Genomic DNA, 24,839 nt, shown 5'->3' on the forward strand with positions numbered 1-24,839 from the left:
TAAAAGTGTCATTTCCAAAAGTCTTTAGTCGCCTCTAAAATCTCTGCCGTCGGTGTTACTGTGGCCTCAATAATGCTCTTGCCAGTCTTTTTCAGATAAGCTTGTATCAGATGATAGCCATAAGCATAGCCTGCAGCATAAGGCATTCCAACTGCTATTTGACCTTGTATTTCTGCAATTTCATCACCGTAGAGATAGGGAGCCATTTCCGCCATCCCCGTTAGCTGAAGCTGACTGGAGATGATGGGTTTAATCTCTTCTAATTGTTCTGGACTGGTTGAAGTGACCCAAGGTCCGATGAGCTCCTTGCCATAGAGCTCAGCAGCAAAGGACTCTGCCAATCCTTCACTAACTACCCAGTCTGCTAGTGTCGTCTGCTGGTTCCATTTGATAAATTGGAAGCGGACATTATGGTTGCACTCGTGGGCCAGAGCTGCCTGAATACGTGGCAAAGTATAGTCATTCGGTAGCATACTAAGCATGAGGTAGCCTGGAATTCCACCATCTCCGCTGTAACCCTTATTGAGCTGTAGCATGAGCTTTTCTGGATTGCCTAACAAAATAGTAAAATAGTAATCCTCAACCTCTAAATCATAGCCAGCTTGCTCAAAAAGACCGATACTCCTCTTGATGGTATCTTGACAATTTTGCCAGAGTTGATCAGAGCTCAGAGCATCAATAGCCGGTCTATCCTTTTCTGACAGAGTAGCAGGGAGATGATTCATAAAGCCAAGTAGGAAAAGAGCATCAAACCCTCCGGGATACTTCGCTTTCAGAGGAATGTGTTGTGTTCGATATTTTGTTGCAAAAGGTGCTAATATTTTAGCGCGAAAACAGCCTTCTCTCTTTTCTAAAGGCAGCTCGAGCATCTCTTGATAAACCTTATCTGAACGAATGATATTGATTTGCATGGTAATCTCCTTTTCTAATTTTCACCAGTATACACCCTCCTCTAAGGTCAGAGTCAAGAAAAAGATTTGAAACTTTCGCCTCAAATCTTCTTTTATCTATACAGTTTGCTGCTTCCACTTTCAAATCTAGTGCGGAAAGTAGCAAAGACATTAAAGTAATAGGATGATTTTCCCTATTGCTCCTTCTTTTTCTCTTGCTTTGTCTTGTTTTTCTCCTTTTGCCACTTAGCATTTTCGTAGGTCACGGTATAGGTATCCTCATCGCCGCCTTCCCCATCAAAGATTAGGTCAAAACGGACAGACTTGCCTGGCGCCAGATTGGTGCCGATTTGTGTATTGTCAAAGGTTGAGCCATCCAAAATATAGACATTTTCCTTCTTGTCATAGAGTCCAAAATCATAAGGACTAACCAGAATGGGCTTTTTAGAAGTATTTTCAACCGTGATAGTCGCAACGACAGCTACTCCTGTTGACTCATCGCTCATGACTCTCTTGCTATCTTCCACTGCCGAATGAACTGTCACCTTGAGTCCGCTGGAAAATTCAACTGTTTTCTCAAAAGCATGGCTGGAATAGGTCTCTAAAGGCGAGTTATGGTAGCCTGTAAGAGACTTGAGATGGTCATTTTCCTCCATAAGGCCAATCGTGGTGATGACGAGGAGAATGCTGAGTAAGGCCAGAAGAAAGATAATAATCCCAGAAACCAGAGCTGCCCAAAAGAGACCCTGCTTGTGGAGAGGACGTTTTAAACGGTAAACATGATTGTCCTCGCTGACAATCTCCTGCTGAATTCGCTGATTCATATGGACCTTTCTAATCAATAATTACTCGCCTTTTGTAAGAGGCCCAAGCGTTGGGAGTTCAATCCCCTCTCGCAAAAGCGCCTCATGGTAAAGGCGGTAGAAGATATGGTAAATGGAAACCTGCATGCCACCTTGTACGATCATGCTGATGCGGAAGTTGAATTGGCCATTTGAAGCCATCTGAGGCCCCAAGACATCCGGTTCCTTGAGAATCTCTGGATGTTCTGGCACTGCTTCTTCATTGACCTTGGAAATGATACGGTAAATCTCATCCAAATCCGTCTGGGCATAAAGCGGAATGTCAATCAAGACCCGCATATCTCCACGAGACAGATTGCTGACGACCATGATGTTGCGGTTGGGCACAAAATGAAGCGTTCCGTCCGCGTCCCGTACCTGCGTCGTCCGAATCCCGACACTGATTACTGTTCCAGCGATGTTGATAGGACCGTTAGTCAGGCGGACATTGTCACCGACATCTAGCTGGCGCTCGAGAAGGATAAAGAAGCCATTGACCAGATCCGACAGGAAGCCCTGGGCTCCCATCCCGATGGCCACCCCAGCAATCCCCGCACCAGCCAAAAGACTGGAAACTGGCAGTCCCAAGATGGATAAAACCCAGTAAATCAAGAGGAAATACAAGACATAATTAAGCAGATTCTCAATCAGACGGGTAATTGTTTTCTGTCTGGCTACATCCTGCTTGGATAGCTTGAGAGAGGGAGCAATGATCTTGGTCACTGACAAATGCAGGATTTTCTTAACGATGTAAAATAAGATAAAAAGCAGAAGTAAAGAGACCAGCTTGGAAAAAAGGTCATCTGCAATCTTGCTCCAGTCAACCTGCTGGATATAACGGGAAAAGACATTTCCGGTCTTAGACATAGGTTACCTCCAAAAAGATTACTACCATTATACCACAAAGACCAATCGGCGCGGACATAGAATGATTAACCCGACCTAGCATTGCTTTCCCCCCCTTTTCTATCGTATAATAAAATAAGTATCTAAGACAAGAAAGGAACTTACATGCTCCATCGCTTCATCACCATTTGGAATAAAACCAATCTAATCAAGAGGATTTCCATCGGTATTGGCATTGGTGTCCCGCTGGCTGTCATCTTCCCCCAAGCACAGGACATCGGACTTCTGGGCCAAATCTTCGTTGGCGGCCTCAAGGCCATCGCTCCGCTCCTCGTCTTCGCTCTGGTGGCAAACGCCCTGTCTCAGCAGCAAAAGGGGCAAAAAAGCAATATGAAGACAGTTATCTTGCTCTACCTCCTGGGAACCTTTGCGGCGGCCTTGGTAGCGGTCCTAGTCAACTTCTTCTTTCCCATTCGCATAGAGTTGGCTTCGTCCTCCCAAAAGGTTTCTCCGCCAGATGGAATCGGACAAGTCCTCAGCAATCTTCTGCTTCAGCTGGTGGACAATCCCGTCAACGCTCTCATCACTGCAAACTATATCGGTATCCTGTCCTGGGCAGTCATCTTTGGAATTGCCATGCGAGAAGCTAGCCACCACAGCAAGGAACTGCTCCAAACCTTGGCAGATATCACTTCTAAGATTGTCGAGTGGATTATCAATCTATAGCCCCTCTTGGCATTTTAGGCCTGGTCTACACGACCATTTCCGGCAAAGGCTTCCAGGCTCTAAAAAGCTATGGTATCCTGCTGCTGGTCTTGATAGCCAGCATGCTGATTGTCGCTCTGGTTATCAATCCCTTAATTAGCTTTATCATGCTGTGGAAAAATCCTTATCCCTTGGTCTGGCGCTGTTTGCGAGTCAGTGGTGTGACTGCCTTTTTCACGCGCAGCTCTGCGGCAAACATCCCCGTCAACATGAAACTATGTCGGGATCTAGGACTCAATCCAGAGACCTACTCGGTCTCTATTCCTCTGGGAGCTACTATCAATATGGCAGGGGCTGCCATTACTATCAATACCCTGACCTTGGCTGCTGTCAATACGCTGGGTATCCGGGTTGACTTTGGCACGGCTCTAGTTCTCAGTATTGTAGCGGCAATTTCTGCCTGCGGGGCCTCCGGCGTAGCTGGCGGTTCTCTCCTGCTCATTCCGGTCGCCTGCAGCCTCTTTGGGATTTCCAATGATTTGGCTATGCAGGTAGTCAGCGTCGGCTTTGTCATCGGTGTCATTCAGGACTCCTGCGAGACAGCCCTCAACTCTTCTACTGACGTTCTCTTTACAGCTGTGGCCGAGATGAGCAGCTGGCCAAAAGAAAAACGCTATTAATTTCGACAAAAAACCTCTAGACTTCCATCATTACAGAAAACTAGAGGCTTTTTTATGTGCGAAAATTAGTTCTTTCGATACTTGTCAAAGTATTTCTTTGTTTCACTGATGACAATAGGAGAGAGCGCTAGGAGAGCGATTAAATTTGGCAAGGCCATGAGAGCATTGACAATATCTGCAAGAATCCAGACCGCCTCTAGACTCACAAAGCCACCTAGAACAATCATAAGAACAAATAGCAGGCGATAAATGCGGATATAGCGCACCCCAAAGAGAAATTCAAAACAGCGCTCACCATAGTAGTTCCAACCCAAGATAGTCGTAAAGGCAAACAGAACTAGAAAGACTGAAAGCAGAACTGGACCAAAATTAGCAAAAACAGTCGCAAAGGCTGCCTGAGTCAGAGACACACCATTGAGATTGCCATCCCAGACCCCTGTAATTAAAATTGTCAATCCTGTCAGACTACAAATGATCAGGGTGTCGATGAAGGTTCCAGTCATAGAAATCAAGCCCTGTTCTACCGGTTCCTTAGTCCGAGCTGCCGCCGCTGCAATGGGTGCTGATCCCAAACCAGATTCATTGGAAAAAACTCCACGCGCGACCCCGTTTTGAATTGCCATCTGGATGGTCGCACCGGCAAAACCACCGACAGCAGCCGTCTGACTAAATGCTGAGCTAAAGACAAGTTGGAGAGTGGGTAGCAGACGATCTAGATTGACCGCTAAGACAGTCACAGTCCCCAAGATATAAATCGCTGCCATAAAGGGCACAACCTTGGTCGATACTCGAGCAATAGACTGGATGCCACTGAAAATAACCAGAGCCACCAAAATAGCCAAGATAGAAGCTGTCACAGCTGGAGGCAGCTGAATGGTATTCTGCATAGCCTCTGTGATGGAATTGACCTGCGTAAAGGTCCCAATCCCCAAGAGAGCCACCAAGATACCAGCTATCGCAAAAAAGATGGCCAGCGGGCGCCACTTCTCGCCCATCCCTAGTAAGATATAGTGCATGGGGCCGCCCGCCATAGCACCATGAGCATCCTTGCGGCGGTACTTGATAGCCAAGAGGCCTTCGGCATACTTCGTCGCCATTCCAAAGAAAGCAGCCACCCACATCCAGAAGAGGGCGCCCGGCCCACCGGTTTTAATGGCAGTTGCCACTCCAATGATATTTCCCGTTCCCACAGTCGCGGCCAGAGCCGTACAGAGAGCCGCAAAGCTAGAGACATCGCCCTGATGCTCCTCGTCCGATACAAAGATTAGCCGAAAGGCACGCGGAAGTCGAAAAATCTGCAGCAAGCCCAGACGCAAACTAAGATAGATACCGGTACCAACCAGCAAAATGAGCAGGGGCGGCCCCCAAACAAAAGAATCTAGACGATTCAATATTTCCAACATGATATAAGCTCCTTTTCACACCGAGAAAAAGAAAGAGCACATGCAAAACATGTACTCTGGATGTGCTGGAGTAGGGAAATCCCTGCCTCTTAGCTCTGTCCTTTTACCTGAGAGTTTGAGCGGTTCTAAACCGCCTTGCCCCTTCGGTGCCATTCATGGTCTCTCCAGAGTTCCGTCCATTTCACAGTCAGAAGCGCTCGCCTCTTTCTGAAAAACTTCGTTCGGTGTTGATTATTAATTTTCTATTATTCTAAAAGAACATTCGCTTTTTGTCAATATTTTATAAAAATTTTTAAGGATGTAAACGTTTTTTGATGCAAAAAAGAAGCCCAGAGGCTCCTTACTTAGCTTAATTCGGCAATAATAGCCTTGAGCTGGTCTTTGGTATGAACACCTGCGACTTGCTTAACGACTTGACCGTCTTTCTTGAACAGAAGGGTCGGAATGGACATAATGCCAAATGCGCGGGCAGTATTTGGATTTTCATCCACATCCATTTTAAGGATTTTCAGTTCGTCTTCATGAACTTCCTCTGCCAACTGCTCCAAGATAGGCGCTTGCATGCGGCATGGACCGCACCAAGTTGCCCAAAAGTCAATCAGAACCAATCCATCTTTTGTTTCTTCTGCAAATGTTGCATCTGTAACTGCTGCTACCATAAATCTTCTCCTTTGAATAGCTTACTTTTGTTAACATTTTACACCAAAAGCAGGAGAAAGAAAAATATTTGCTACGGGTAGCACCTCAGTCACTTAGTGAGAAATGGTTGGTCATGAGATTGCTGGCATCCAAGAGAACTTTCTCCAAGAGTTGGTCTGTCGCTTCTTGCACCTTGTCGCTCATGGCTTGATTTTCAGCTTCAAAGTCCACATCCTCGCCCTTGGCCAGAGCTCGGTCTACCCGACCGATCATTTCATGACCCCAGGCCATGGTCTTTTCCTGATAATCATCCAAATCACCGACATGACTGCTAAAATGAGCATCAGCTAGCCCAGTAATGAGTCGATTGGTCCAGTAGAAAGAATCCGTCGAAACCTTGTCTGTCGTATTGGCAAAGTAATCTGGCGTTGTCGAGACTTGAGTAAAGAAAGGAACTGCTGTATTGTAAGGCATGGAGCCGTAGGATAGCCACTGGATGCCCGTTGTTTCCTGCGGTTGATTAGGGCGCAACTGCAAGATAGCTGTCTGGCTGGTCCGATTGATCCCAATAGTCCGAAAGGCCCGTCTGCTGTGGTGGTCCCCCTCTGCTCCGTAAGGATCATAAGGCGAATCCTGATAGTGACTGCTCAGGACATACTTGACATCTTCGATCGTGATCTTGCGGTATGGCTTGCGGCACCATGGAATGAAGAAACTCCTTGGATCTTGCTCCGCTTCTGGATTGAGAAAACGCTGGATATCCCAAGCTCGCGGCGTATTGTAATGACGGTCCTTATCCTTCTGGCTGCCAAAAGCATAGCGCGGATTGAAGCCCTCATCCGAGTAATTCAGATTGAGATGATTTTCCTCGATAAAGTTTTTAAGATTTGAATGACAGAGGAAGTGCTCAGGATTGTCAAATTCAAAATAATCACTACCCAGCTGATTGGGATTAGTCACATAGGCATCATCTGGCACGCGCCGTGCCATCCAATGGTGGCCACCGATGGTTTCCAGCCACCAGATTTCATTAATATCTGAAATAGCAATCCCATTGGATTCATAAGTACCGTATTCTTCTAAGATTTTCCCTAGACGAAGAACCCCTTCGCGAGCTGTTTTGATATAGGGAAGAACCAGCGTAAGGATATCTTCTTCACTGATACCTGACTCTACCAAAGGATCAGCTCCCAGCACGCGGCTGTTGGTTGTAATCGTTTCCGTTGCGCTGACAGCAACATTGTAGCTGTTAATCCCAGCAGCTCCCCAAATCCCATCCTTGGGAACTGCATCAGGCACTGCCGTATAGCGGACTGGATTGTCCGGCAAATCCATCTCAAAGGATGTCAAAACTGACTGATAATGGCGTGGCTGGTCTTGCGGCTCCACTACGATAAATTTCTTGGGTGTAAACACCCCATTTTGTGAATCCTCTGTACGAGCCACAATGGTTGAACCGTCGTAACTGGCCTTCTTGCCTACCAAAATAGTCGTGCAGGAATCTGATGCATGTTTTAATCTCATTATTTTCCCTCCGATACTCTTTATGCTGCTTACATTATAGCAAAAAGCAGGCCCTCATAAAAGGACCCGCTGTTATCTCTCTCTGAAACTTCCAATACCCTATTCGATTTTCAAGACATAGGTATGCTCTTTGTAAAGTTCATCAATCTCAAAATGCTCCAAATCTTCTTTCCTTGAGACAATATAATGCCCTTCTCTTTGATAATAGCCTAAGGAATTTCCTGACTTATCTGTCAGACAGATTGTCTGCTGCTTAGTATCAACGCTGAAAGAAAACGCTATTTGATCTTTGGGGCGTCCGACAACTAAATAATCTTGACAAATCAGCTTGCCGCCCCACTTCTGATAGAGGTGATTTGCTTGTTCTCCGTCTCTGCTAAAGATAATCAAGGCCTCAACATTCTTTTCTTGCAGCTGCTCCCAAGCAGTTTGAAAGAGTTGGCTGGCTATGCCTTGATTCTGAAAATCAGGATGGACAGCCAGATTAGCGAAGTAAGCTATCTTTTCTCCTGGATAATATGCATAAGAATGACTTGCTTCTTCGGTGTAAATCCCAATATCTAGAAGCCCCACAACCTGATCATCTTCCACTGCTATAAGCTCAACCGAATCTTGGTAAGGTTCTTCGGTAAACTCATCCTTGCTGCGGCTCATATCATCAAAGAAAGGCGAAAAGAGATAACTCAAAGCCTTTGTATAAATCCAACTTTTCTCATAAGTCGAGTCATAGGTTTGTATTTTCATTTCTGGCCTCTTACTTAAAGATCACAATCGTTGCGCCACTGCCACCGGCATTTTGCGGAGCATAGCCGAAGGACTTGACGTGCTTGTTGCGGCGGAGGTATTTAGTCACCCCTTCACGGATGACCCCGGTCCCAATACCGTGGATAATATCCACCTGGGCCATATTATTGAGGAGGGCCTGATCGATAAAGGCATCCAGCTCTTCCATGGCCTCTTCATAGCGTTTGCCGCGCAGATCTAGTCTGGCTTTCGGTCCAGCAGTATTGGCCCGCTTGACCACATTGACCTGCTTGCGCTTAGGTTGCTGCTCCTTTTCAGCTTTGAGTAAGTTGAATTCCTGCTCTTCTAGAGTCATCTTGATCAGACCGACCTGGGCTTCCCAACGGCCGTCCTTGAGCTGCTTGACCAAGGTTCCCCGCTGACCATAGCTGGTGACTAGGATATCATCTCCCACCTTGGGTGCCCGATTTTTCTTGGCCTGCTTGAGCACCTTATTCTTTGATAAATCAACCGTTTCTGGTGCCAACTTTTTAAGCTGAGTCTTGGCTTCAATAATCTCATGCGGTTTAAGGCTGGACTTATCATGGAGATTTTTGAGAATGCTCTCACTCTCTGACAAAGCCAAATCAACGATTTCCTGGGCTTCCAAGCGCGCCTTATTGAGCTCGGTTTCCTTTTCTCGGTTAAACTCATTGTAAAGCTTTTTGAGGGCTCGGTTAAATTTGAGATTTTCCTGCTCCACCTCGCGGATATTATCCAAGCGCTTGCGGCTTTCCAGCGTCTGCTCCTCTAGTCGCTCAATGATTCGATTGACATCGCTGTCTGTGTTGGTCTGCTCTTGGGCATGGCCAACGATAACTTCCGCCAAGCCCAAACGTCGAGCGATTTCAAAGGCATTGGAGCGACCAGGCACTCCCTGCATAAAGCGATAGGTCGGCCGCAAACTATCTGTATCAAATTCCATGCTGGCATTTTCCACCCAGTCCGTCTCAATCCCATAGGCTTTGAGCTCGGGATAGTGGGTTGTCGCCATGGTTTTAATCTGTCTTAGCCGCAAATCTTCCAAGATAGCAATGGCCAGAGCTGCACCCTCCTGCGGGTCAGTCCCAGCTCCCAGCTCATCCAGCAGAACCAGACTCTCACTATCAACCTGCTCTAAAATAGAGACAATATTGGTCATGTGACTGGAGAAAGTTGAAAGGCTCTGCTCAATCGACTGCTCATCACCAATGTCTGCAAAAATCTGACTGAAGATCCCGACGCGACTCCCCTTGTCCGCCAGAATCGGCAGGCCTGACTGAGCCATGATCTGAGCTAAGCCCAAGGTCTTCAGCATGATGGTCTTACCACCCGTATTAGGCCCTGTAATGACAATCTCTGTCAAATCAGGCCCAAAATGCAAATCATTAGCCACTGCATTTTCAATCAGGGGATGGCGGACACTGAGCAGTTGGATATCCTGCTCTTCCGACAGGTCAGGCACCACCGCTCCTGTCTCCTGCATGAAGCGGGCCTTGGAACGCACCAGGTCCAGATGTCCGATAATCCAAGCATTGTTGGCAATTTCAGCTGCATGGGGACGGAATAGGTCCGATAATTCCTGCAAAATCCGCTGAATTTCATAACGCTCGTCCGCTCGACTGCTGGCAATTTCTTCGTTGAGATTGACAACTGCTCTAGGCTCGATATAGACGGTATTACCGCTGGCAGAAATATCATGAACCACACCAGAAATGCGGTTGCGGTAGGTATTTTTCACAGGCAGTACATTGCGGCCATTCCGACTGGCCACTACCTGATCCGCCAGCATCTCTCCCTTGTTTTTGAGAATCTCTTGCAGAATTTCCCGCACCTGATTTTCATTTTCTTGAATTTTTCGGCGAATGCGGCTCAAACTTTCGCTAGCAAAGCTTTCGATAAAGCCGCCATCATTCACAGCCTGCAGACTTCCTTGCAGCTTAGGGAACACAACTAGGTTCTCAAACAGACGGTCCAGCTTTTCCAAGTGCACATTTTCCAAGTCATCATAAAAGGACTTGAGCTCCTGAGTCACTGCCAAAACGCGCTTGAGAGCTAAAAACTCCTCAATATTCAAGTCGCTTTCCAGCTCCAACCGCTTGGTCAAGGCAGTGATATCCTGAGTCGCAGCCAGACTAAAGTGGGGATGCTGCACAAAAATCTGCTGCATATCTCTCATTTCCAGAAAAGCCGAGGCCACTGTCTCCTTCTTGCTGGTCGGCAAGAGCAGGCCTAGCTCCAGCTGCCCCTGCTCGGTCAGAAGATAGGGAGCAAAAAGTTCTTTTATTTTCTTAAATTCTAAGGTTTCTAAAATTTTTGTGTTCATAATTTTCTTTTCTAGTAAAAAAGAACCCAGCTAGCAGGCCAACTGAGTCGTCTTTTATCCGATAACTTGATTCACCCAGAGATCTTTGAGGATATTGGATGTGATAGGGGTATACTTGACAATAAAGCGAATCATGAAGCTGCTGTTGAGCCGCTCCTGAACCATCTCCATCGGCACCGTCGCTAAAATAGTCAGGCACATTCCCAAAACAAAAATAGAGATGCAAACAGCAATGACTCCGCTGGTCACATTGTACCATTTGGTATCCAGCTTATTGGGATAGGGAATCAGATTCGCAAAAATCCCAAAAAAGCGCCCAAGGATGTAGACAGCCGTAAAAATAATGAGATAGGCCAAACCAGCATAAAAAACCTGATCCAACTGAAAGAGCTGGGAGCTAGGGAAAAAATAGGTCGAAGAGCCCTGAGTCGCACTGGCATAAGGCACCCAGAGACTGATAAACTTAGCCAAACTCTTATAAAAAGCTCCAGCTACCAACATGGAAACCATGGTTGCAGCAGCATAATAGCCCTGCAGAACAATACCACGCGAGTAGCCAATATAAAAACTCCAGGCCAATATTAGTAAAATAATAATAGAAAGCATTATTTCTCCTCTATTTACCCGACTTTTCTCTCAAATCACTGAGCATTTTGTGACGAAAATCTTCTAGTTCTTTTTCTTTGTCATCAAACTCAATCTCGCGGCTGAGCTGAGTAGATAGGCTATTGACAGCCAGCAAAATCGCCAAGACTTCATCATCTGCCGCAGGCATCTGCTCTTTGATTGCCTTGTATTTTTCCTTTGCTACCCGTTCCACTTCTTCCATAAAGAGATTATCGTGTTCTGTTGTTAGAGTTAAGGTCTTGTTTCCAAATGTAAATTTATATCGATTCAAATTTGCCATAAAATCACCTCATTGTATTATATCAAAAAAGAAGCCCTTTGTCAGTTATAAAAACACTTGGAACTAGACAGGGACTTTCTTTTTCATCGTTTTTGACATAGCAATCAGCGGTGCTCTCCTACAAAATTTTTGTAAGATTTTTAATCTTATGACTTTCGACTTTTCCTTTTTATGGTACAATAGGGGGTATGGAAAGTATCACCCTCAGTCCCAAACAGCAAGAAATTCAGGCTTTTGTTGAGAAATATCAGAGCCAGCTGGCTCCCAGCAAGAACCCGCATATTCAATATTTCTTCCGGCTGGATCAGGCGACGGTCAGTGTCTTTAGCTCCGGAAAAGTTCTCTTTCAAGGGGCAAAAGCTGCTCACTACGCTGGCTTTTTTGGCCATCAAGTGACCAAGACCAGTTCTAGTCCTGCTTCTCAGAATTTTGCCCTCATTGGGACGGATGAGGTCGGCAACGGCTCCTACTTTGGAGGACTAGCCGTCGTAGCTTCTTTCGTCACTCCAGACCAGCACGACTTTCTGAGAAAACTGGGTGTTGGTGATTCTAAAACCTTGAACGATAGCAAGATTCGCCAACTGGCGCCGGTCTTGAAAGAAAAGATTGCCCACCAAGCTCTGCTCCTATCACCAGAGAAGTACAATGAAGTCATCGCTTCTGGCTACAACGCCGTCTCTGTCAAGGTAGCCTTACATAATCAAGCTATCTACCTACTGATGCAGAAAGGCATCAATCCCGAAAAAATCGTCATCGATGCCTTTACCAGCCAGCAAAACTACAATAAATACCTAAAGCAGGAAAAAAATCATTTTCCAAATCCGGTAAGTCTGATTGAAAAGGCTGAAGGAAAGTTCCTAGCTGTTGCAGTCAGCTCTATTATCGCTCGCGACCTCTTTCTAGAAAATCTAGAAAATCTCAGTCAAGAGCTAGGCTATACCCTGCCTAGCGGAGCCGGAAGCAAGAGCAATCATGTTGCTAGCCAGATTCTTCAAGCCTATGGAATGGCCGGTCTGCAGCATTCTGCTAAACTCCACTTTAAAAATACTGAAAAAGCTCAAAAAATTCTAGAAAGGTAACCTATGAAAAAATCAAATACTGCCGTTGTCATTCTCAAAGAATGGGGGCTCTTTATCATCTTTATCTCTGTCATTATCCTATCACGGCTCTATCTCTGGTCCCCTGTAAAGGTAGATGGCCACTCTATGGACCCTACGCTGGCCAATGGGGAATATCTACTTGTGCTTAAATATCAGTCTATTGACCGATTTGATATCGTTGTCGCCACTGAGACAGATAATGACGGAACGACCAAGGAGATTGTCAAGCGGGTTATCGGTATGCCGGGTGATACTATTCAGTATGAAAATGATACTCTTTACATCAACGGCAAAAAAACAGACGAGCCTTACCTGACGGACTACATCAAAAAATTCAAAGAAGACAAGCTCCAATCCACTTATACTGGGGATGATTATGATGACAATGGTGTGTTTTTCAGAAAACTCGCTGCTCAGGCTCAAGCTTTCACTGTTGATAGTGAAGGCAGCCCTGTATTCACCATCAAGCTTCTGGATGATGAATACCTGCTTCTGGGTGATGACCGGATTGTTTCCAAAGATAGTCGCCAAGTCGGTACCTTCCAAAAAGAACAAATCCAGGGCGAAGCTAAGTTCCGCTTCTGGCCACTGCTGCCTTTTAAGACCTATTAAGCATACCGAACTCAGCTGAACATCAGCTGGGTTCGTTTTAAAAGAAGAACCTATAAACTATGGAATTTTACTTTTCAGGAACGATTGAACGGATTATTTTTGAAAATCCCAGCAACTTTTTCCGTATTCTGCTCTTAGATATTGAGGATACAGATGCCAAGGATTTTGAAGATTTTGAAATCATTGTCACCGGATCCATGGCAGATGTCATGGAAGGCGAAGACTACAGCTTCTGGGGCAGTCTTGTCCAGCACCCCAAATATGGCCAGCAACTTAAAATTTCTCGCTATGAGCGAGCCAAACCCAGCAGTAAAGGCCTAGTAAAATACTTCTCCAGCGACCATTTCAAGGGCATCGGTGTCAAGACTGCTCAAAAAATCGTCCAACTCTACGGAGAAGATACCGAAGACACCATTGACAAGATTTTAGCAGAGCCGGAAAAGCTGACCCAGATAAACGGCTTAGCAGCTAAGAACCGAGAGGCCTTTGTCGCCAAGCTCAGACTCAACTACGGAACTGAGATGGTACTGGCCAAGCTAGCAGCCTACGGCATTCCCAATAAGCTGGCTTTTCAAATCCAGGATACCTACAAGGAAGAAACGCTGGACATTGTCGAAAACTATCCCTATCAGCTGGTAGAGGATATTCAGGGGATCGGCTTTAAAATCGCTGACCATCTGGCAGAAGAGCTGGGTATCCAAAGTGATGCCCCTGAGCGGTTTCGGGCTGGCCTTGTCCACACCCTGCTGACCCAGTCCATGGAGCGGGGAGATACCTATGTCGAAGCTCGTGATTTACTAGAGCATACCATCGAGCTCTTAGAAAGCTCACGCCAAGTTGAGCTGGACCCTAGTCTAGTCGCTGATGAGCTGGCTCATCTAATTGAGGAAGATAAGGTCCAGAATGTAGAAACCAAGATCTTTGAAAACAGCCTATTTTTTGCTGAAGAAGGAATAAGGAGTAATCTAGTCCGTCTGCTGGAAAAAGGAGAGCAAGATTCTTTCGATCCAGATAAGATTACTGCAGCTATCCAGCAAGTTGAGGAGAGCTCTGGCATCACCTATGATAGTATCCAAAAAGATGCTATCCGTCAGGCTATCAATCAGAAGGTCTTTATCTTAACCGGCGGACCGGGCACTGGAAAAACTACCGTTATCAACTGTATCATCGCAGTCTACGCCCAGCTTCGCGGTTTGGATTTGCGAAAGGCCAATGATCTGCCTATTCTGTTAGCTGCTCCCACTGGACGTGCTGCTCGGCGCATGAACGAATTGACTGGTCTTCCTAGCGCCACTATCCACCGCCATTTGGGAATGACTGGCGATGATGATACCAGTCATTTGGATGATTATCTGGATGCTGATTTTATCATTGTGGATGAATTTTCCATGGTGGACACTTGGCTGGCTAATCAGCTGCTCAGCAATATCTCCTCTCAAACCAAGCTCTTGATTGTCGGAGACGCGGACCAGCTGCCTTCTGTCAGTCCTGGCCAGGTACTGGCGGACTTGCTGCAAATACCAACTATCCCACAGACCAAGCTGGAAACCATCTATCGGCAGAGCGAAGAGTCCACCATCGTCACACTGGCCAGCCAGATTCAGAAGGGCATTTTACCAGCGGACTTTACAGAGAAAAAAGCGGATCGCTCATATTTTGAAGCTAGAAATGAGCATATCCCGCCTATGATTGAGAAAATCACTAGTGCAGCCATTCGCAGCGGTATCCCAGCTCAAGATGTTCAGGTATTGGCACCTATGTATCGGGGGCCAGCCGGCATTGACCAGATTAACAATCTTATGCAAAATCTCATCAATCCTGTAGAGAAAGATGAATTGACCTTTGAAGCTCCCGACTGTCAGTATCGCCAAGGAGATAGGGTTATCCACTTGGTCAATGATGCCGAAAGCAATGTCTTCAACGGTGACTTAGGCTATATCAGCGATCTACTGCCTGCTAAGTACACCGACTCCAAGCAGGACGAGCTGACCATTGACTTTGATGGCAATGAACTTGTTTATCAGCGCAGCGAGTGGTACAAGATTCGCCTGGCCTACGCCATGAGCATTCACAAGTCTCAGGGCAGTGAATTTCCCGTGGTCATCTTGCCCATCACCAAGAGCAGTCATCGGATGCTGCAGCGCAACCTCATCTACACCGCTATCACCCGCGCCAAGAGCAAGCTGATCTTACTTGGGGAAAAAGCAGCCTTTGACTATGCCATAAAAAACACTGGCACCGCCCGTAAAACCTATCTCATCGAGCGCTTTGGAGACCTCCCGCAAGCCGAAAGCAATATCCACAATCCTGTGGATAAAATGAAAGCGCCTGTGGAAAACTATGTCCTAACTGAGGAAAATTTCCTGAAAATCGACCCTATGATTGGGATAAGAGAAGAAGATATAAAGGGAATTTTTAAGTAATCCTTGACTCCCTTCTTTGCTCTGTGTATAATGCTAAAATGTGGCTATACGACCAGACAAAACAACAATTAACTTTCTTCAAAGGAGATATTAATGAAATACAATAAATATGCCTCTCTAATAAAATGGGTGCTTGTAGGATGCTGTCTCATTTTATTTGGTTCCCGTTCATCAACAAGAATTAAGGATATCAGTGTGGAAACCTTGCGAAAAGAAGGAAAAATTCTTTCTGCAAAAATCTCTGACACCTCCTACAGCCAAGCAATACAAATTACTCATATTGATGGACCGGTTGCAGAGTTAAAAGAAGATCATGACTCAACCTATTTCTACAGAGTAACTTATATAGATAAAAATGGTAGGGAAGCCGATGTTGGCCTGCGCAATGATTCTTCAACTAGCCGCTTCGTAGATGAACTAGAAAAAGCGGATAATTTAGGAGGAGAGCCAAAATGGTTGATTGCCTCAGTACACTCAGCTTCAGATATTCCCGATTACGCTAAAATCATGAACTCGTATCTATTTAATCATGGAAATAACCAACAATTGAAATACTACATCACTCTCTCTGATGATAAAGAATTCCAAAAAAGTGGAACAACTTCCTTCACTTTCTTCACCTATATTGCTATATTCTGCATTTTGATCGGGTTCATCCGTTATTACTTAAACCATAAAAGATTGAATGATTTTTACAGACTCTATCCCGAGTTGAATGAAACGCTGAATCAGATTGAAAACAATGGTGGCTATGTTGACCCAGATATCCGTGTCTTCTTTTACAAGAATCATCTGGTCAGTTACAAATCTAGCTTTAAAACATGTGACATACATGACGCGCTAACAATTTATCATCATAGCAATTCATTCATGATTTCTATCTTTCCAATCATCAGAAAAAATGAGATTCGGGTTGTCCTTTCTGATGGCAACGAAGAGAAACTGCCTCTAAGACATCAAAACGTTTCTAAAACAGATCTTGCTTTAACTCGTTTAAAAAATCAAATCCATGACAAATTTCCAAATATTGAATTATAAAGAGGACAGTTTGCTGTCCTCTTTATATTAACTTTCTACAATTGTATTTGGAAAATTCGGTGTACCAATCATCGCTTAGCTTCGTTTTAAGTATGTCAGAGTCTGTTCCATCAGATCGTCACTAAGAATATCAATGCCAATAGATTCCAGCATAAAGCGGATAAAGCGGAGACGCTCAGCCTGCTTTTCAAAACTTTTCTCTGAAAATTGACCCCCTAATCGGCCTGACCGAGGAAGATATCCACAGTATATTTAAAACATGAATAAAAAGGCCTAGACAGAGCCAATTTTTAAGTTCTGTTCCAGCGCCTTTTTTAATGCTTATTTTTCTGGCTAAAGAGCTGCAGGAGCTCGTCAGTAAAGATATCCAGACCGACCGAGGTCATCATAAACTGCAGAAAATGGAAACGTTCTGGCAGTTTTTCGGGCTCACTTTCAAAAGCGGTCCCATGCATCCAGAAGTTCACCAGCAGCAGAAAAACTTCTGCAGCCTCTTCCGGATACTGGGTCTGAAGGGAGCCATCTGCCATCCCTTTTTTGATAATGTCACTGACCACAGGGGCGCCTATCCGCAGATTGTCCCGCATCATGGTCAAAATAAAGCCCGCGTCCTTCTCATACTCACCCACAATGCCGTCCGTAGCCCGGGCTGTCTGACTTTCCAGATTAGACTTGAGGATGGTCTGCAGCTGCTCCCTGCCAGTCAGATTTTCCGTAGCCTTGAGCCACTGCTTCATCTCTTCTTCCATCAACTCCTGCCGGCTCCTCATCACCGCCACGACAATCTCATCTTTTGACTTGAAATGATGGTAGATAGCCCCCTTGGAAATGCCTGCCGTCTGGGCGATATCCTGCATACTGGTCTTTTCGGACCCCTTTTGGATAAAGAGCTGGGTTGCTGTATTTAAAATTTTTTCTCTCATGGCCTGGGATTTGTCTTTTCGTTGCGCCATTCTGTTCCCCTTTGTTTCTAATATAGCTTTATTCTACCAAAAAAGCCGGGGAAATACAAAATCATAAAAATATCTTTAAGCCTTGTCTTGCTGATCCCTTTGATACCAAAGATAGATACTGTAAGCCGCCATCAAGATATAGCCTAGGAAAAAGAGCGGATTTTCCGTCCCCTTCCCCAGGAAAATGCCTTCACCAATGGTATTGATGGCCCCGTGGAAAAGAACACAGTAAAGGATGGACTGACTGACCTTGTAAAGAGCCGCCAGCCAGAAACGGGCGAGTAGGCAGGCGGCAGTAAAGACTAGAAAAGAAGTCCCTGCCTGACTGCTGCCGGGGGTAAAGAAGAGGGGCAGATGCCAGACAACCCAGATTAACCCAGTTGTTACAGTCGCTATCGGAAAGGGCAGGATCTTCTCCAGACTTGGCTGCAGAAAACCTTGCCAGCCAATCTCTTCATTGCCGCCTGTCAGAAGAGTCGTCATGAGAAAAATCAGGGCAATCCTGAGAAGGCTAAAACCAGGCAGGAGCGGGCTCCAAAAGACTATGGAAAGGGTATAAAGAATTGTCAAAATCAAGAGATGGACCCAAGTCCTTTTTCGGGCCGATCCGATAGAAGCCAAGAGCTCCTTGAACGATTTTCCTAAGACCAGTTTGGCTCCAATGGCCGGGCCAAAAACACCAGCGATGGTTAGGACCTGGGAAATAATAGGAATCCTCAGGAAAGCCGAAGCCAGCCAGGCAGACCAGCTGATGCCAAAAGTCCAGGCCAGAAAGGGCAGGATATGCCTTGTCTCTGGCCCAACATGTGTTTGCGTTTTCATATGATTACTCCTTTTTCTTTGGCAGAAGAGCGATTGCCAAGATTTTTAGCCTGCATCTTTCTCAGCCCCTTTCCGATTGCCCTTCCAATACCACCAGCCGACCAGCAGGGCGGTCATGACCAGATTAGCAGCCTGGAAGCTGAGATACCTTCCGCCATTTGTAGCACTGCCGACAATCGTCGCCTGAGCAAAGTTAATGCAGCCGTGAAAAGCCATGCAGGCAAAGACAGAGGCCGTCTGCTTGTAGAGAACTGCCAGACAGAAACAGAGCAAGATACCAAAGGAGAGATAGAAGAGCAAAGAAACCTGACCTTGACTCGTTCCCGGAATCAGCCAGAGGGGCAGATGCCAGGCCACCCAGACCAGAGCCGTGATGACAGTTGCCAGAGGGAAGGAGAATTTTTTCTCCAGAGCCGGCTGCAGCACTCCCCGCCAGCCCAGCTCTTCGTTCCCGCCTCCAACAAAGGTCCAGCCCAGAGGAAACATCAGAACGGCATTGAGCGGCGGTAATACAGGATTGGCGATAAAAAGGGTCAAAACCCGAACCAGACAGAAGACCAGCATGTAAATCCACCAGCCTTTGGCATGGGAGAAGATAAAGTCCAGCATCTTCTTAGGATGAGAAATTTTGAGGCTGATAAAAGTTCCCAAGGTCGGTCCGAAGCCCCCGATGTAATTGAGAGCAAAGCCCAAAGGCTCAGCCCCGCTGGTCAGCTTCAGGGCGGTTAAAATATACTGAAGCAGCCAGGCTCCCCAGGTAATGCCAAAAGTCCAGGCCAGAAAGGGCAGGATATGCCTTGTCTCTGGCTCTACATGTGTTTGTTTGTTCATACGATAACTCCTTATCAAATGTAGAATAGTGAAAAGTCATCCGAAAACTGGACAAAGGCATCCTTTACTCTCAGTCTTTCAGATGATTACCTGTTTTGAAACGCAGATTTTTAATATCCGACCATTCGGTTTGTTTTATTATAAAAAATAAAGACCTGCGCCAAATAGAAAACGTAGTCTTTTAGTCTTTGCCTAAAATAAAAAGCAAAGATAGACTAAATAATGCTAAAAGCTATGTCAGCACCGTTTAGCTACTGCCTGCTGCTTTTAGTTTCTAAGTTGTCCTGACTCTGATGCTTAAGACAGGCCATTTCACTGCTACTTGCTCCTTTCTTTATTTTGCAATCGCCGAATTTGCCAGAGATTGGAGGCAATGCTCAGACCCCCTACTGCCATAATACCCAGTCCTCGCCATGGGCTAAAGACAGAAGTCAGCAAGCCACCAGCAAGGACAGCATATCCAGCTTTGACTCCCCACTTAGAATAGCGTATGCCATTCTCACCCTGTGACATCTTTTTCAGCTTTTCTGCATGCTGCTGCAAAAACTCTTTCTGACCTTCCAGCTGCCGATCCATCTCCTGATTCAACTTGAGGATGTGCTCGCTTGTTTTTTCTACTACAGATTTCTTCATTTCTGCTCCTTTCTTTTCAAAAAACCGACCAGACGGTTTTTTTATTTTATAGACCTAGTATAACAGACACAGAAAACTTTGTCCAGTATTTTTTCAAAAAAGATTATTTTTAGTCAATGAAAATCATCAGACAACTTAGAAAATCGTCACAGGCAACTCTCTCATACTAAAAACTATATCTAAAAAAGCTCGGTAATGAACCAAGCCTTTATCTTTATTCAAACCCCGTCACTGTCAGTCCTAGCAGCCGGATACCTCGTGGTTGTTCTTCCAAGCTATCGTAAATCTCATGAGCCGTTCGCTCGATTTGCTCCTTGTCTTGAGTGGCTAGAGGCAAACTTTTTCTTTTAGTCAAGGTGGAGAAATCAGCATAGCGGATTTTCAGAACGATGGTTCGCCCTTTCTTGTCATGCTTAGTCAAGCTATTTTCTACCTTCTGAGCCAGCAAGGTCAGCTCTTTCTTGATATCCTCCTCACTATAGAGTAGTTTGGCATAGGTCCGCTCCTTCCCGATCGACTTACGGATGCGATTGGACTTGACTGGACTATTACTGATGCCACGCGCTTTACGATAGAGATCAAAACCAAAGCGACCAAACTTATCAATCAGGGTCATTTCTGGTACCTTGAGCAGATCTGCGCCGGTATAAATACCCATGTCATGTAGTTTTTCAACGCTCTTTTTACCAACTCCATGAAACTTGGCAATATCCATAGGCGCCAGAAAGGCCTCTGCTTCCTCAGGAAGAATGACAGTCAGACCATGAGGCTTCTCATAGTCACTGGCAATCTTGGCCAGAAACTTATTATAAGAAACGCCCGCTGAAGCCGTCAGATGCAGCTCATTCCAGATATCGTGCTGAATCAGCTTGGCTATTTTGACTGCGGATTTAATTCCTAACTTGTTTTCTGTCACATCCAGATAAGCCTCGTCGATACTCATTGGCTCAATCAAGTCCGTATAACGTTTGAAAATTTCTCGGATCTGCAAGCCGACTGCTTGATATTTTTCGTAATTCCCCGAGATAAAAATGCCCTGCGGGCAACGCTCATAGGCTTCCTTGGAGCTCATAGCCGAATGAACTCCGAACTTTCTGGCCTCATAATTGCAGGTGGAGACGACACCACGACCTCCAGTCAAGCGTGGGTCGCTGCCGATGATGACCGGATGCCCCTTTAACTTAGGATTATCCCGCTCTTCCACCGAAGCGAAAAAAGCATCCATATCAATGTGGATAATCTTCCGAGATGTATCGTTAATCAGTGGAAAAATCAGCATGCCCTCCTCCTTTCTCCTGCCATCAATCTCAGCTTACTGGCTTTCACAAAGTCGGCCCTTTTTACTCAAATAAATCTGAAACAGTTTCTCGTTCTTGTAAAAAGTATTTTAAACGTAAGATTCTTCGTCAGCAATTTTTGTATGACATTTTAATTACTTTTATTATAACTTTTTTACCCATTTTTCCAAAATATTTGAAAAGAGTTATGTTTTTCAAATCTATAGTACACATACGCGACTTTTTACTTTCTGTATTATAAAAGAAAGTCTTTCTTTCTGCCGAAAATGGTTTGTGAAACCGATTACCGTATGATATACTTTACTTATAAATGTAACAGTTTATGTTGCTAGAATAAAGAGGAAAATCAAATGGTTGTAAAAACAGTTGTTGAAGCTCAAGATATTTTTGACAAAGCTTGGGAAGGCTTCAAAGGTGAAGACTGGAAAGAGAAAGCAAGTGTTTCTCGCTTCGTTCAAGCTAACTACACACCTTATGATGGAGATGAAAGCTTCTTGGCAGGTCCTACTGAGCGCTCACTCCACATCAAGAAAATCGTAGAAGAAACAAAAGCTCACTACGAAGAAACTCGTTTCCCAATGGACACTCGTCCAGCATCTATCGCTGATATCGATGCTGGTTACATTGACAAGGACAACGAACTGATTTACGGTATCCAAAACGACGAACTCTTCAAATTGAACTTCATGCCAAAAGGCGGCATCCGCATGGCTGAAACTACTTTGAAAGAAAATGGATACGAACCAGATCCTGCTGTTCATGAAATCTTTACTAAATATGTTACTACAGTAAATGACGGAATCTTCCGTGCTTACACTTCTAACATCCGCCGTGCTCGTCACGCCCACACTGTAACTGGTCTTCCAGATGCTTACTCACGCGGACGTATCATCGGGGTTTACGCACGTCTTGCTCTTTATGGAGCTGACTACCTCATGGCTGAAAAAGTTCGCGACTGGAATGGTTTGACTGATATTGACGAAGAAACAATCCGTCTGCGCGAAGAAATCAACCTGCAATACCAAGCACTTGGTGAAGTTGTAAAACTTGGTGACCTTTACGGAGTAGATGTTCGCCGTCCTGCCTTTGACGTTAAAGAAGCTATCCAATGGACTAACATCGCCTTCATGGCTGTCTGCCGTGTTATCAACGGTGCTGCTACTTCTCTTGGACGTGTGCCTATCGTTCTTGACATCTATGCTGAACGTGACTTGGCTCGCGGTACTTACACTGAATCAGAAATCCAAGAATTTGTTGATGATTTCGTTATGAAACTTCGTACAGTGAAGTTTGCTCGTACGAAAGCTTACGACCAACTTTACTCTGGTGACCCAACCTTCATCACTACTTCTATGGCAGGTATGGGTAACGACGGCCGTCACCGTGTTACAAAGATGGACTACCGTTTCCTTAACACACTTGACAACATTGGGAACTCTCCAGAGCCAAACTTGACCGTTCTCTGGACTGACAAACTTCCATACTCATTCCGTCGCTACTGTATGCACATGAGCCATAAGCACTCTTCTATCCAATACGAAGGTGTAACAACTATGGCTAAAGACGGCTACGGTGAAATGAGCTGTATCTCTTGCTGTGTGTCTCCGCTTGACCCTGAAAATGAAGAACAACGCCACAACATCCAATACTTTGGTGCTCGTGTAAACGTGCTGAAAGCCCTTCTGACAGGTCTCAACGGTGGTTACGACGATGTTCATAAAGACTACAAGGTATTTGACATCGAGCCTATCCGTGACGAAGTTCTTGAATTCGAATCAGTTAAAGCGAACTTTGAAAAATCTCTGGACTGGTTGACTGACACTTACGTAGATGCCTTGAACATCATCCACTACATGACTGACAAGTACAACTACGAAGCTGTTCAAATGGCCTTCTTGCCAACTTACCAACGCGCTAACATGGGATTCGGTATCTGTGGATTTGCCAACACTGTTGACACCTTGTCTGCTATCAAGTACGCAACTGTTAAGCCAATCCGCGACGAAAACGGCTATATCTACGACTATGAAACAATCGGAGAATACCCACGTTGGGGTGAAGATGACCCTCGCTCAAACGAACTGGCTGAATGGTTAGTTGAAGCTTACACAACTCGTCTGCGCAGCCACAAACTTTACAAGAACGCTGAAGCAACAGTATCACTCTTGACTATCACATCTAACGTTGCTTACTCTAAACAAACTGGTAACTCACCAGTCCATAAAGGAGTGTACCTCAACGAAGATGGTAGCGTGAACTTGTCTAAATTGGAATTCTTCTCACCAGGTGCTAACCCATCTAACAAGGCAAAAGGTGGCTGGTTGCAAAACTTGAACTCTCTTGCTAGCTTGGACTTTAGTTACGCAGCTGACGGTATCTCATTGACAACTCAAGTTTCACCTCGTGCGCTTGGTAAGACACACGACGAACAAGTAGACAACTTGGTTACTATCCTGGATGGCTACTTCGAAAACGGTGGTCAGCACGTTAACTTGAACATTATGGACTTGAAGGATGTTTACGACAAGATTATGTCTGGCGAAGACGTTATCGTTCGTATCTCAGGTTACTGTGTAAATACTAAGTACCTCACTCCAGAGCAAAAGACTGAATTGACTCAACGTGTCTTCCACGAAGTGCTCTCTATGGACGATGCTTTGAGCTAATAAACGACTAAAGACTTACAAACCATTTGAAAGAAGATTGGAAATCCCAATCTTCTTTTTTGTATTTCAGACTCCAAATGACTGCCAACTTGATGAAATTTTTCAGAGGCTTTATGGTATAATGGTTCTATTGCTATACTAGGAAAAGGACTGGGGAAATGACAGAGAAAGGTATCAGGGAAGAAGCCAAAGATTTCAATCTGGCGGTAGATGTCATCATGCTGGCTGGGACACTGCTGCTGCAGAGCGGTTCCGAGACTTATCGGGTGGAAGACACCATGATTCGTATCGCTCATTCGCAAGGGATAATCGACTGCAATGCCTTAGCAATGCCAGTGGCTATTTTCTTTTCGATTGAAAATACAAATGTTTCACGGATGAAGCGTAATCTCAAGACCAACTACAATATCGAGAAGGTCTGCGATGTCAATCAGGTCTCCCGTCAGTTGGTAACAGGAGAAATTAGCCTTCAAGAGGCTTTTGATGAGCTGAATCGCCTCAAAGTCAAGGAGCTGCCCTATAACAACAAGCAGCTGATTGCTGCCGCAACGCTCAGTGCTCCCTTCTTCTCCATCATGTTTGGCGGAAATTTCTACGATGCTTTGGGGGCTGCCATTGCTACCTTCTTTGGCTTTGCTTTTTCTTTGTACGTTGACAAATATATCCGCATTCCTTTTGTGACAGCTTTTGCTGGAGCCTTTGTCTTCGGACTGCTGGCTCATATCTGGACACGCTATTCTGGTTTTAACTCCACAGATGATTTGATTATTGCGGGTTCTGTCATGCCTTTTGTGCCCGGCATTGCTCTGACCAACTCTGTGCGTGACATCATGACCAACCATATTAACTCTGGGATGAGTAAGCTCTTTGAATCGCTCCTCATCACTCTTGCTCTCGGTGCAGGTACCTCTGTTGCCCTCCTTATTATGAAATGAGCCT

Annotated in this window: 21 protein-coding genes, 1 pseudogene and 1 riboswitch; of the genes and pseudogenes, 7 read left to right on the forward strand and 15 right to left on the reverse strand. The window is 45.3% G+C overall.

Annotation, left to right across the window (positions count from 1 at the left end; genetic code table 11):
* Positions 1-8: 8 nt before the first annotated feature.
* From K4H96_RS07035 to K4H96_RS07045, 3 genes are all read right to left on the reverse strand, one after another.
* Positions 9-911 (reverse strand): DUF2268 domain-containing protein, encoded by a 903-nt coding sequence (locus K4H96_RS07035; protein ID WP_002901483.1) that lies wholly within the window; start codon positions 909-911, stop codon positions 9-11.
* A 173-nt stretch (positions 912-1,084) separates the two neighbouring features.
* On the reverse strand, positions 1,085-1,714 hold the full coding sequence (locus K4H96_RS07040) for a DUF4352 domain-containing protein (RefSeq protein ID WP_223337874.1): 630 nt from the start codon (positions 1,712-1,714) through the stop codon (positions 1,085-1,087).
* A gap of 21 nt (positions 1,715-1,735) precedes the next feature.
* Positions 1,736-2,599, reverse strand: a complete 864-nt coding sequence (locus tag K4H96_RS07045) for a mechanosensitive ion channel family protein (RefSeq protein WP_227956443.1) — start codon at positions 2,597-2,599, stop codon at positions 1,736-1,738.
* A gap of 144 nt (positions 2,600-2,743) precedes the next feature.
* Here K4H96_RS07045 and sstT point away from each other — a divergent pair.
* A pseudogene (gene sstT, locus K4H96_RS07050) lies at positions 2,744-3,963 on the forward strand (serine/threonine transporter SstT).
* A 65-nt stretch (positions 3,964-4,028) separates the two neighbouring features.
* Here the strand turns inward: sstT and K4H96_RS07055 are convergent.
* The 7 genes from K4H96_RS07055 to K4H96_RS07085 form a co-directional block, all read right to left on the reverse strand.
* Positions 4,029-5,366 carry an alanine/glycine:cation symporter family protein gene (locus K4H96_RS07055; protein ID WP_223337875.1) on the reverse strand — a complete coding sequence of 446 codons (1,338 nt, stop codon included), beginning with the start codon at positions 5,364-5,366 and terminating at the stop codon, positions 4,029-4,031.
* Positions 5,367-5,451: 85 nt separating this feature from the next.
* Positions 5,452-5,544: riboswitch (glycine riboswitch) on the reverse strand.
* A 166-nt stretch (positions 5,545-5,710) separates the two neighbouring features.
* Positions 5,711-6,025, reverse strand: coding sequence for a thioredoxin (gene trxA, locus K4H96_RS07060; RefSeq protein WP_223337876.1), 315 nt, complete (start codon positions 6,023-6,025; stop codon positions 5,711-5,713).
* Between the two features lie 85 nt (positions 6,026-6,110).
* On the reverse strand, positions 6,111-7,529 hold the full coding sequence (locus tag K4H96_RS07065) for a C69 family dipeptidase (protein ID WP_223337877.1): 1,419 nt from the start codon (positions 7,527-7,529) through the stop codon (positions 6,111-6,113).
* 99 nt (positions 7,530-7,628) lie between these two features.
* Complete coding sequence (locus K4H96_RS07070; RefSeq protein ID WP_223337878.1) at positions 7,629-8,273, reverse strand: GNAT family N-acetyltransferase; 645 nt, start codon at positions 8,271-8,273, stop codon at positions 7,629-7,631.
* 10 nt (positions 8,274-8,283) lie between these two features.
* Complete coding sequence (locus K4H96_RS07075; RefSeq protein WP_223337879.1) at positions 8,284-10,617, reverse strand: endonuclease MutS2; 2,334 nt, start codon at positions 10,615-10,617, stop codon at positions 8,284-8,286.
* A 54-nt stretch (positions 10,618-10,671) separates the two neighbouring features.
* Positions 10,672-11,223 (reverse strand): CvpA family protein, encoded by a 552-nt coding sequence (locus K4H96_RS07080; RefSeq protein ID WP_223337880.1) that lies wholly within the window; start codon positions 11,221-11,223, stop codon positions 10,672-10,674.
* 10 nt (positions 11,224-11,233) lie between these two features.
* A complete protein-coding gene (locus tag K4H96_RS07085) occupies positions 11,234-11,524 on the reverse strand; it encodes a hypothetical protein (RefSeq protein WP_002896593.1) in 291 nt (96 codons plus the stop codon).
* A 188-nt stretch (positions 11,525-11,712) separates the two neighbouring features.
* Between K4H96_RS07085 and rnhC the strand changes: the two genes are divergently transcribed.
* From rnhC to K4H96_RS07105, 4 genes are all read left to right on the forward strand, one after another.
* On the forward strand, positions 11,713-12,603 hold the full coding sequence (gene rnhC / locus K4H96_RS07090) for a ribonuclease HIII (protein ID WP_223337881.1): 891 nt from the start codon (positions 11,713-11,715) through the stop codon (positions 12,601-12,603).
* A 3-nt stretch (positions 12,604-12,606) separates the two neighbouring features.
* Entirely contained in the window at positions 12,607-13,236 is a 630-nt protein-coding gene (gene lepB, locus K4H96_RS07095; RefSeq protein WP_223322984.1) for a signal peptidase I, read from the forward strand.
* Positions 13,237-13,295: 59 nt separating this feature from the next.
* Positions 13,296-15,659 carry an SF1B family DNA helicase RecD2 gene (recD2, locus tag K4H96_RS07100; RefSeq protein ID WP_223337882.1) on the forward strand — a complete coding sequence of 788 codons (2,364 nt, stop codon included), beginning with the start codon at positions 13,296-13,298 and terminating at the stop codon, positions 15,657-15,659.
* A gap of 93 nt (positions 15,660-15,752) precedes the next feature.
* On the forward strand, positions 15,753-16,697 hold the full coding sequence (locus K4H96_RS07105) for a hypothetical protein (RefSeq protein ID WP_223337883.1): 945 nt from the start codon (positions 15,753-15,755) through the stop codon (positions 16,695-16,697).
* Positions 16,698-17,011: 314 nt separating this feature from the next.
* Here K4H96_RS07105 and K4H96_RS07110 read toward each other — a convergent pair whose 3' ends face one another.
* The 5 genes from K4H96_RS07110 to dinB all read right to left on the reverse strand — a co-directional run bounded on the left by K4H96_RS07110 (position 17,012) and on the right by dinB (position 21,215).
* On the reverse strand, positions 17,012-17,650 hold the full coding sequence (locus K4H96_RS07110) for a TetR/AcrR family transcriptional regulator (RefSeq protein WP_002910688.1): 639 nt from the start codon (positions 17,648-17,650) through the stop codon (positions 17,012-17,014).
* A 75-nt stretch (positions 17,651-17,725) separates the two neighbouring features.
* The gene (locus K4H96_RS07115; protein ID WP_223337884.1) at positions 17,726-18,472 is read right to left on the reverse strand and encodes a CPBP family intramembrane glutamic endopeptidase; all 747 of its coding nucleotides are present in this window, start codon (positions 18,470-18,472) and stop codon (positions 17,726-17,728) included.
* A 45-nt stretch (positions 18,473-18,517) separates the two neighbouring features.
* Positions 18,518-19,303, reverse strand: a complete 786-nt coding sequence (locus K4H96_RS07120; RefSeq protein ID WP_223337885.1) for a CPBP family intramembrane glutamic endopeptidase — start codon at positions 19,301-19,303, stop codon at positions 18,518-18,520.
* 318 nt (positions 19,304-19,621) lie between these two features.
* On the reverse strand, positions 19,622-19,936 hold the full coding sequence (locus K4H96_RS07125; protein ID WP_002907313.1) for a hypothetical protein: 315 nt from the start codon (positions 19,934-19,936) through the stop codon (positions 19,622-19,624).
* A 214-nt stretch (positions 19,937-20,150) separates the two neighbouring features.
* Positions 20,151-21,215, reverse strand: coding sequence for a DNA polymerase IV (dinB, locus tag K4H96_RS07130; RefSeq protein WP_002907315.1), 1,065 nt, complete (start codon positions 21,213-21,215; stop codon positions 20,151-20,153).
* Between the two features lie 369 nt (positions 21,216-21,584).
* Between dinB and pflB the strand changes: the two genes are divergently transcribed.
* Together pflB and K4H96_RS07140 are read left to right on the forward strand one after the other, a co-directional pair.
* Entirely contained in the window at positions 21,585-23,900 is a 2,316-nt protein-coding gene (gene pflB, locus K4H96_RS07135; RefSeq protein ID WP_223337886.1) for a formate C-acetyltransferase, read from the forward strand.
* A gap of 158 nt (positions 23,901-24,058) precedes the next feature.
* On the forward strand, positions 24,059-24,835 hold the full coding sequence (locus K4H96_RS07140) for a threonine/serine exporter family protein (protein WP_002901514.1): 777 nt from the start codon (positions 24,059-24,061) through the stop codon (positions 24,833-24,835).
* Positions 24,836-24,839: the final 4 nt, after the last annotated feature.

The sequence above is a fragment of the Streptococcus sanguinis genome (assembly GCF_020729765.1).
GTDB classification, from domain to species: Bacteria; Bacillota; Bacilli; order Lactobacillales; family Streptococcaceae; genus Streptococcus; species Streptococcus sanguinis_Q.